Consider the following 8,705-nt stretch of genomic DNA (forward strand, 5'->3'; position numbering starts at 1 on the left):
GTTGATGACATAGCAGATAGCGGGGATACGCTAGCGGCTGTTATGGATTATTTGGAAAAAAAATATGAAGAGATTGAGTTTATCTCATGTACTCTTTTTTATAAAAAAACATCTGTTTATGAGCCTCATTTTTGGATAAATGAGGCAGATGATTGGATTGATTTTTTTTGGGAGAGAGATTTTAATTAGTAGCCGGTTTCGTGTTTTGTAAAGTCATTTTCATAAATATATTTACTAATGACTCTTAGTGTCTCTTCATCAAAACCAAGCTCTGGCATAACTCCATATTTTTTGATGGCATCATGCATTAAAGAGCCCTCAGGTGTAGGTTTTTTTACCCATGTTGCCATGTAGGATACAAACTCCTCTTTGTCTTCAAACGCCTCTTTATATCTTTTTTTAACCTCGGCTGCAGAGGGAGCGGAGATTGTTTTTGTCGGATGATGGCATGTAATGCAGTTGCCGCTAAATAAAAGAGCGCCAAGATTTTGCGCACTGCACAAATTAAAGATAGAGAACGCCAAGAGCAAAAGAAAAATTCTCATCATATATTAGTGCTTCTTATGCTCTTTTATCATCTCATAGGCTTGGTTTATCTCCTGCGTTTTTGCGGTTGCTTCTTGCATGTAGGCATCATCTTTGCCTTGAGATTTTATTATGTCGGGATGATACTCGCGTATCAATTTTCTATATGCTTTTTTGATTACGCTAATGTCGTCATTTTCGTTTACGCCTAAGAGCTTATATGCGTCACCTATATTTGCTTTTGGTTTTATGTTATGTATCATCTTCTCAAACTGCTCAAACATTGCATGATACACATTTGGGTCAAACTCTAACGCTTCGGCAATAGAGGCTAAAATCTCCTCTTCGCTCTTGCTCACCTCTCCATCGATAAATGCAAGCTGGATTAAAAATCCCATAAACTGATGCTGCTTCGCCCTATCTCTTTTAATCGCTTTTGCCAAAATATGCGCAAGCTCTCTTGGGTCAGCAGAGCCGTTTTTATGCTCGTTAAAGACCTCTTTGAGTATATCTTTTGTTTTTTGTGGCTCTGGAAAAAGAGCCGAGATGTCATCAAACATGATTCCGATTAGCTCGGCCTCAAGCGCATCAACTCTTCCATCAGCCTTTGCAACTTTCGCAACAAGCGCTACAAAAAGACCAAGTTCGCTTGCCTGCAGAGACTCTTTGGAGACAGAGAAATTCTTAAATGCCTCTTGCGAGTAGACTGTATATCTTGAGTAGCTCTTAAATATCCAGTAAAAAAATGCGGCTAAAATAGCCAGTAGTATTATATTTCCCATGATTTTCCTTTGAGTTTATTGGCAGTTAGTTACTGCTGATTTTATGGTAGACTCTTTTTGCAGTAATTTTTCCTACCCAAAATACTTCACCCAAAAGAGCCTCTTTTAAAAGTCCGTCATGATCAAACGCCACAAGCACATCAACTATTTCGTCATCTTTATCAAACGGCTCTACGTTTAGGTTGTATATATCTTCTATGCCCTCAGAAAAGTTGAGTATTGCAGAGTCTCTCTCTAGCCCTTTTAAGCAAGAGACGGTTATATTGTTTTCTTCATCATGAGCACCCACTGCTATAAGTTTGTAAAATTTTTGGTCGGAGTTGCAGGTAGTTTTTGTGTTGAGGTATGAACTTAGCACGTCTGAATCTTTATAAACATCTAAAGTAGTCTCTTGCGTGGAGGTTTTGCTTACCTCTTCGGAGGTAATTTTAAAGTTTTTCGGATCAAATCTTGTCTTATTCACCAGTTTAGTTTTCTCTTCTATTAATTTTATCTCTTTTTTCTCATGATCAAAGTAGTAGGTTTGAACTCTTGATCTTTTTGCTGTTGTTTTAGTTGCTATAAAGATATCCGGAACATATCTGCCATCAACAACTCTGCCTCTGCTCGTAAAAGTCTCAACTCTATCACTTAAAAGTGCAGCTGCAACACCGGCAGTGTTTGCCACAAGCTTTATCTCATAAGTGTCTCCAGACTCTCTTAGCGTTACATCTGCATAGCCCACATTACCCAAAAGACTCACATGCACATCATAGCGCGTTGAAATATCTTTTGAAAAAACAGAGCTTATAAGTAAACAAAGTATTAAAATATATCTCATAACAACTCCCCCCATATTTAGCATATTATATCAAATTTTACATTTTATTATAATGTAAAATTATAGTGTAAAGTTTATTTAAATATTTCCAAAATAAAAATCTACATTAAATTGAAACACATAGTTTGGTTCGTACTCATACTGCCTGTGAAAGCTTATGCCCGGACCAAGTTCTATCGAAATCCATTGTTTAAAAACATTTTGACGCCATGAGAAAAAGGTGTAGTAGTTGCTTATGCCGTTATACTCTTGGGGTGCGACTTCGCACTTATATTTGGAGTTGCCCCAAAATTGCTGAGAGATGCTAAATCCTTTTTTACTAGAGAGCGTTAGAAAGTATGAGAAGGTAACGGCATAATCAAATCCGTCAACATGCGATTGCGTTTTACGATAGAGTGTTGTTCTAAAAAGGGAGCGTTCATCTACAAATACTCTGTTAAAATAGAGATTTGTCTCCTCGTTCCAGCCTGATTCAAGGGAGTATTTAAATTGCTGAGTTGGCTGAATAACCCAATTGTCCAGTTTGAAATCTTTAGAGTATCTTGCTTTTGCATAGGGTGTTAAGCTGCTGATACCTATGGAGTATTTTGATTTAATGTCCTTGTAGACCGGAGCAAAGAAGTTGATACCGACTGCAGCGCTCGTCTCTTCAGCTTTTGTGGGGCTATCAGGGTCAAAGTATGTTTTCTCAGCATCTTCAATAAAAAGCTGAAAGCTCTTTTTGGTTCTGTTAAGAGGTATTTGCGCTCTTATTTTATACCTGAATTTTTCATCAGCTTTTGACTGAAACTCGGAGCCAAAACGCAGGCGCAAAAAACTTTTCTGGGTCTCTTCAATAAACTTCTCATCTTTAAAAAATTTATCGATATGAGTAAGAGTCTCGTCTTCATCTGTTTCATTATCATCGTCTGACTCCTGAACCCAGCGGCTGATACTCTTATCAACGTTATCAAAAACTTTAACAACATATCTTGAAAATTTTTTATGCTTTTCATCTACATATTGTTCAAATGTGCACTCTTGCGTAGCATCTTCCTCAGAAGCATAAATGTTCAGCAACAGGCACGATAAAAGAGCAATAACTCGTAATGACATACAATTCCTTTGCATATATAGAATATTATAACCTATTTGAATTAAAAAAGATTGGTATACTTTCGTCCATGAAATATATAAAAGAATTAGATAACGGTGTCAAATATATGCTCTTCGCATCATTTCTGTTTGCGATTATGGGTGCATTTGCAAAGCTGGCATCAGAACATATGAGCTCACTTGAGGTTGTGTTTTTTAGAAATATATTCGGCGTTATCTTTATAGGCTATGCACTCTACAAAACTCCCATGACACATAAAGGAGGAAGACCTCTTTTGCTATTTTTTAGAGGACTTATGGGATTTTGCGCACTTTTGGCATATTTTTACAATATTGCCCATATTCCGCTCGGAGATGCTGTTACATACTCAAAAACTGCACCCATTTTTACCGCAATATTCGCATGGCTTCTTTTAAAAGAAAAGCTCTCTCTAAGCTCTTGGATTGCAGTATTTATAGGTTTTGGCGGTATAGTTCTTATAGCACAGCCAAGCGGAATCGGCTTTAGCAAATATGACTTGCTTGGTATTTTTAGCGGAGTGGGAGCTGCTCTTGCTTACACGTCGGTAAGAGAGCTTAGAAACTACTACGATACAAGGATGATAGTCCTCTCCTTTACGCTTGTTGGAACCGTAGGACCCATACTGCTGTTTTTGCTCTCAAACTATTTTTACATAGCCGAGCTTGATTTTATGATGGGTAAATTCGTTATGCCCAGCGGAGTTGTTTGGTTCTACGTCATTGGGCTTGGAGCGCTTGGAACAATGTCGCAATACTACATGACAAAAGCGTACGGCGAGACAAAAGCTGGCATTGTCGGTGCGGTGAGTTACACAAACATAGTATTTGCGATTTTAGTCGGGCTAATGCTCGGCGATGCACTTCCAAGTGTCGTAACTGCGTGCGGAATAGCTCTGATAATAGCGGCCGGAATAATTGTAGCTAGACAGAAGTAGCTTTTTTTACGCCTGCTGCATACTCAGGATGAACTTTTTCAAAAAGTGCGATTTGTCTATCTCTTATATTTTGTGGCACACCGTCCATTGCATCTGCAATATTGCTAAATAGCTGTTCTTTTTGAGAAGCATTCATAAGAGTAAAAAGTGCTCTAGGCTGTGAAAAATCATCATTGCCCTCACGGTGGTTATATCTATCGCCATCACCATCAACAGGAAAGGGCGGCTCTAAAAAGTCTCTATTTTCCACTGCTCCCTCAAAACTGTTAGGCTCATAGTACGCTTTTGATGCACTAGGTTCGCTAAAGTTCATAGAACCGTCCATATGGTAAGTATTTACCTCTACAACAGGTCTGTTTACGGGCAGCATCTCATAGTGCGTTCCTATTCTGTATCTGTGGGCATCGGCATAAGAAAAGATTCTGGCTTGAAGCATCTTGTCAGGCGACCAGCTGATTCCCGGCACTACATTTGATGGGCTAAAAGCGGATTGTTCTACCTGCATAAAGTAGTTCTCCGGGTTTTTATTTAGCTCTATCTCTCCTACTTCTATGAGAGGATAATCGGCGTGTGGCCAAACTTTTGTCAAATCAAAGGGATTAAACGGACAATTTTTAGCCTCTTCATCACTCATTATCTGAATCTGGAAATTCCATTTTGGGTACTCGCCTCTCTCTATAGACTCATACAAATCTCTTTGAGAACTCTCTCTATCTTTTGCAACAACCGCTTCTGCTTCACGGTTGGTATAGTTTTGTATTCCCTGTTTTGTTTTAAAGTGAAATTTAACCCAAGATCGCTTATTATTCTCATTTATAAGGCTGTATGTATGAGAACCGTAACCGTTTATATGTCGATACCCTTTTGGTAATCCTCTATCTGACATTAAAATAGTAACTTGATGAAGGCTCTCAGGTGAGAGGCTCCAAAAATCCCATGCAGCCGTGTTACTTCTTAGGTTTGATCTTGGGTCTCTTTTTTGTGTGTGGATAAAGTCGGGAAACTTTTGAGGGTCACGGACAAAAAATACGGGAGTATTGTTTCCTGCTAAATCCCAATTTCCCTCTGTTGTATAAAATTTAAGTGCAAAACCTCTTACATCTCTCTCTGCATCGGCGGCTCCCCTCTCTCCGGCAACAATTGAAAACCTAAGAAGAAGTTTTGTTTTAGCCCCTTTTTGAAGCACCTTTGCTTTGGTATATTTTGATATATCATTTGTAATGTTAAGCGTTCCAAAAGCCGCACTTCCTTTTGCATGAACGACTCTCTCTGGGACTCTTTCTCTATTTTGATGAGCTAATTTTTCAAGCAGTTGATAATCCTGCATTAAAAGCGGACCTCTAGCTCCCGCACTTAGTGAGTTTTGGTTGTCAGCTATAGGGTTACCGGCCGTTGTAGTCATAGTTTTCTTTGACATAATACACCTCCGCTTTATAATATTTTGTGTTTCATCATAACTTTAAGAATATAAAAAAGATATTAAGATATTTAACAAATAGTCCCTAAATTTTTTAAATTAATTTTTGTACCTTTATAGAATATGCTATAATCACCTCTTATTTTTTAAAAGGCAAACAGATGAAATTACTCGCCGGACCTTGCGTCATAGAGAGCGAAGAGAATATTTTTAAAATCGCTAAGGCTTTAGAGGTTTATCAAAATGACAACTCTATTGATTTTTATTTTAAATCCTCTTTTGATAAAGCAAACCGCACATCACTCGACAGTTTTCGCGGGCTTGGCATATATGAGGGACTTAGAATTTTAGAGAAAGTTAAAAATGATTTTGGCTACAAAGTAGTTACGGATGTGCATGAGTCGCATCAAGTTCCTGCTGTTGCCGAAGTTGTCGATATGCTTCAAATTCCCGCATTTTTATGCCGCCAAACCGACCTGCTTGTTGCATGTGCAAAAACTACAAAAGAGGTAAATATCAAAAAAGGGCAGTTTATAAACCCGCCTGATATGCGTTACTCTGTGGCAAAGGTGCTTAAAACACGCGGCTGTGATGAGGTTAGCTATGAGGCTTCAAAAAGACACGGAGTTTATCTGTGTGAGAGAGGAAGCTCTTTTGGCTACGGAAACATTGTCGTAGATATGCGCTCGCTTGTTATTATGAGAGAGTTCGCACCGACTATTTTTGATGCAACACACTCTGTTCAAGCTCCGGGTGCACTTGGCGGAAAAACAGGCGGAGACAGAACAATGGTGCCTTATTTGGCAAGTGCAGCAGCAGCAGTCGGCGTGGACGGTTTCTTTTTTGAGACTCACTTTGACCCAAGCATAGCACTTAGTGACGGACCAAATATGATAAAACTAGATGAGCTAGAAGCTCTGATAAACAAAATTAAAAAAATACGGGAGATATAGAATGAATTTAATCGAAGGCAAATTAAAAGTAGTAAACGGCAAGAAAATTGCGATAGTAAGTACAAGATGGAATCACTTTATTGTTGATAGACTTGTTGAGGGTGCTAAAGATGCATTTGCACGCCATGGCGGAGACGATGCTGATTTGACACACGTTTTGGTTCCGGGAGCATTTGAGCTTCCGATGATAGTTGACCAGCTTCTGGCTAGCAAAAAATATGACGCAATCTGTGCACTTGGCGCTGTTATCCGCGGGGCAACTCCTCACTTTGATTATGTCTCGGCTGAGGCTACAAAAGGGATAGCGACAATGAGCCTAAAGTATCAAAAACCTGTATCTTTCGGGCTTTTGACAACTGACACAATCGAGCAGGCAATCGAGAGAGCAGGCACAAAAGCAGGTAACAAAGGTTTTGAAGCGATGACGGTTGTTATCGAGATGTTAGACCTTTATGAGAACCTATAATGGCTACTAGACATCAAGCTAGAATGGCAGTTGTAAGTTTATTGTACGCATTTGATTTAGGCAACGGAAACATTGCAGAGCATACGGATGAGATTTTAGAAGAGAAGAAGATTCGCAACAAGCAAAAAGATTTTGCACTCACTCTTTATGAGGGTGTTATGAAAAACATAGAGCCGGTTGATGTGGCAATAGTCAAGCATCTAAAAGATTGGGATTTTGAGAGACTCGGAGCCATCGAGAGAGCAACACTCAGACTTGCAACTTATGAGATACTTTTTGGCGAACTTGACTCTGCGGTGGTTATAAACGAAGCGGTTGAGATCACAAAAGCATTCGGTACAGAGCAGTCTCCGAAGTTTATCAATGGCGTGCTTGACGCAATTTCAAAAGATAAATAAAAAATTTCTTAGAGCTTAATTGTAAAAACAGCTCCCTCTTGGGAGTTATCTACACTTAGTTTTCCTCCCATTTTATCCTCTATAATTGTCTTTGCCAGATAGAGCCCGATTCCTGTTCCCTTATCTCTTTTTGTACTAAAGTAGGGGTCAAATATCTTCTCTTTTAGTTCATCTTCTATACCCAGAGCATTATCGCAAACTTCGATAATTATAGTGCTGTTTTCTTCTCTTATATTGATATCGATTTTACCATCTTGCACAGCTCTCTCTTCTATAGCGTCTTTGGCGTTGACGATGAGGTTGAGCAGGACTTGAGAAAACTCATTTTTATTTGCAAAGAGAGTAGTTTTTTGCGAGGAGTTGATGGATAGTTTGATGTTTGAGTGTCTCATGGGTTCACCGATGATATTTAAAACACTTTGCAGTGCATCTTCTATAAAAAACTCGACTTTATTTGTATCATTTTTATAAAAATCTTTAAAGTTATCGACGGTGTTTGACATAAACTCTATTTGAGAAAGTGCGCTTTGCATGGAGTCGTTAAACAGCTTATCGCTCATTTTTTCTTTTGCTTTAAATGCTCCCAGATTTTGAAGTATAAGAGAGACCCTTGTGAGCGGTTGCCTCCATTGATGGGCGATATTTGCTACCATTTCCCCGAGTTCTGCGAGTTTACTTTGGTTGCTCAGGAGCAGTTCTAGTCTTTGAGCTTGAAGTGCTACAAGATCAAATATGTTTTTAAGCGCTTTTGTAAAGATGGCAGTAAAGAGAAGCGCCATAATGACGGCAAAGAGAAGGATAACGCCTATCATTTTATTGTTATAGTTTTTTGTTTTTTGCAGCGTTGCTTCATTTTCAACTAGTAGCATATCTATTTTGTGCGCCCCTACAAAAAGCGGCTGCAAAAGATGTTTTTTCTCTCTTGCCTCATCTTTTATGTCAGCTTTTGTCCACGCAAGCTCTTTTTTATGGTGTTTGATAAAGTAGCCCTCTTCGTTTACTAAAGAGATATCATAAAGTGTCGAGCTTATAAGGTTTTGTAAAAATGCGTCCATAAAAACATTGATGATTAAGATCCCCATAAATTTTTCATTGCGGTAGATAGGTGTAGCAAGTCTAATTACAGATTTATGCGGAACTTCCACCTTTTCATGTTCTACATTGAGGTCGATATTTGAGATAAAAACCTCATTTTGCCCCATTTTTAAGACCTCTTGAAAATAGTCTCTCTGCGATTTGTCTTGCAGATTTTGCGTTTTTTTGATTTTTTGCGACTCTCTGTCTCTCTCAAAC

At 38.7% G+C, this 8,705-nt stretch carries 11 protein-coding genes; 5 read left to right on the forward strand and 6 right to left on the reverse strand.

The annotated features are described in order from the left end of the window. Positions 1-189, forward strand: a 189-nt coding sequence (locus tag RQ763_RS06400; RefSeq protein WP_314151845.1) for a phosphoribosyltransferase, incomplete at its 5' end; no start/stop codon positions are given. On the opposite strand, the gene RQ763_RS06405 is transcribed toward RQ763_RS06400, so the two are convergent. The 4 genes from RQ763_RS06405 to RQ763_RS06420 form a co-directional block, all read right to left on the reverse strand. Next, the gene (locus RQ763_RS06405; RefSeq protein ID WP_314151847.1) at positions 186-548 is read right to left on the reverse strand and encodes a cytochrome C; all 363 of its coding nucleotides are present in this window, start codon (positions 546-548) and stop codon (positions 186-188) included. The two genes, RQ763_RS06400 and RQ763_RS06405, sit on opposite strands and share 4 nt — an antisense overlap. A gap of 3 nt (positions 549-551) precedes the next feature. Further along, on the reverse strand, positions 552-1,307 hold the full coding sequence (locus RQ763_RS06410; protein WP_314151848.1) for a DnaJ domain-containing protein: 756 nt from the start codon (positions 1,305-1,307) through the stop codon (positions 552-554). 25 nt (positions 1,308-1,332) lie between these two features. Then, positions 1,333-2,127 carry a DUF3108 domain-containing protein gene (locus tag RQ763_RS06415; protein WP_314151850.1) on the reverse strand — a complete coding sequence of 265 codons (795 nt, stop codon included), beginning with the start codon at positions 2,125-2,127 and terminating at the stop codon, positions 1,333-1,335. Positions 2,128-2,205: 78 nt separating this feature from the next. After that, the gene (locus RQ763_RS06420) at positions 2,206-3,222 is read right to left on the reverse strand and encodes a hypothetical protein (protein WP_314151851.1); all 1,017 of its coding nucleotides are present in this window, start codon (positions 3,220-3,222) and stop codon (positions 2,206-2,208) included. Between the two features lie 68 nt (positions 3,223-3,290). Here RQ763_RS06420 and RQ763_RS06425 point away from each other — a divergent pair, with 68 nt between their 5' ends. After that, positions 3,291-4,178, forward strand: a complete 888-nt coding sequence (locus RQ763_RS06425; protein ID WP_314151853.1) for a DMT family transporter — start codon at positions 3,291-3,293, stop codon at positions 4,176-4,178. Here RQ763_RS06425 and RQ763_RS06430 read toward each other — a convergent pair. Then, on the reverse strand, positions 4,165-5,595 hold the full coding sequence (locus RQ763_RS06430) for a catalase (RefSeq protein ID WP_314151854.1): 1,431 nt from the start codon (positions 5,593-5,595) through the stop codon (positions 4,165-4,167). The two genes, RQ763_RS06425 and RQ763_RS06430, sit on opposite strands and share 14 nt — an antisense overlap. Before the next feature lie 131 nt (positions 5,596-5,726). Between RQ763_RS06430 and kdsA the strand changes: the two genes are divergently transcribed. From kdsA to nusB, 3 genes are read left to right on the forward strand one after another with little or no spacing between them, the layout of a single operon-like run. Then, complete coding sequence (kdsA, locus tag RQ763_RS06435) at positions 5,727-6,548, forward strand: 3-deoxy-8-phosphooctulonate synthase (protein WP_314151858.1); 822 nt, start codon at positions 5,727-5,729, stop codon at positions 6,546-6,548. Position 6,549: 1 nt separating this feature from the next. Further along, entirely contained in the window at positions 6,550-7,014 is a 465-nt protein-coding gene (ribH, locus tag RQ763_RS06440) for a 6,7-dimethyl-8-ribityllumazine synthase (RefSeq protein WP_137011798.1), read from the forward strand. Beyond that, complete coding sequence (gene nusB, locus RQ763_RS06445; RefSeq protein WP_137011800.1) at positions 7,014-7,412, forward strand: transcription antitermination factor NusB; 399 nt, start codon at positions 7,014-7,016, stop codon at positions 7,410-7,412. The genes ribH and nusB overlap by 1 nt, the downstream gene beginning before the upstream one ends. Before the next feature lie 8 nt (positions 7,413-7,420). Here nusB and RQ763_RS06450 read toward each other — a convergent pair. Further along, positions 7,421-8,705 (reverse strand): HAMP domain-containing sensor histidine kinase (locus tag RQ763_RS06450; RefSeq protein WP_314151857.1); only part of this gene is annotated, 1,285 nt, incomplete at its 5' end.

It is taken from the genome of Sulfurimonas sp., assembly GCF_032250635.1.
Classification (GTDB): domain Bacteria; phylum Campylobacterota; class Campylobacteria; order Campylobacterales; family Sulfurimonadaceae; genus Sulfurimonas.

What these genes read in the sequence shown, in the direction of transcription:
- RQ763_RS06405 (WP_314151847.1), bottom strand. Translation starts at nt 548, where the DNA reads ATGATGAGAATTTTTCTTTTGCTCTTGGCGTTCTCTATCTTTAATTTG.
- RQ763_RS06410 (WP_314151848.1), bottom strand. Translation starts at nt 1,307, where the DNA reads ATGGGAAATATAATACTACTGGCTATTTTAGCCGCATTTTTTTACTGG.
- RQ763_RS06415 (WP_314151850.1), bottom strand. Translation starts at nt 2,127, where the DNA reads ATGAGATATATTTTAATACTTTGTTTACTTATAAGCTCTGTTTTTTCA.
- RQ763_RS06420 (WP_314151851.1), bottom strand. Translation starts at nt 3,222, where the DNA reads ATGTCATTACGAGTTATTGCTCTTTTATCGTGCCTGTTGCTGAACATT.
- RQ763_RS06425 (WP_314151853.1), top strand. Translation starts at nt 3,291, where the DNA reads ATGAAATATATAAAAGAATTAGATAACGGTGTCAAATATATGCTCTTC.
- RQ763_RS06430 (WP_314151854.1), bottom strand. Translation starts at nt 5,595, where the DNA reads ATGTCAAAGAAAACTATGACTACAACGGCCGGTAACCCTATAGCTGAC.
- ribH (WP_137011798.1), top strand. Translation starts at nt 6,550, where the DNA reads ATGAATTTAATCGAAGGCAAATTAAAAGTAGTAAACGGCAAGAAAATT.
- nusB (WP_137011800.1), top strand. Translation starts at nt 7,014, where the DNA reads ATGGCTACTAGACATCAAGCTAGAATGGCAGTTGTAAGTTTATTGTAC.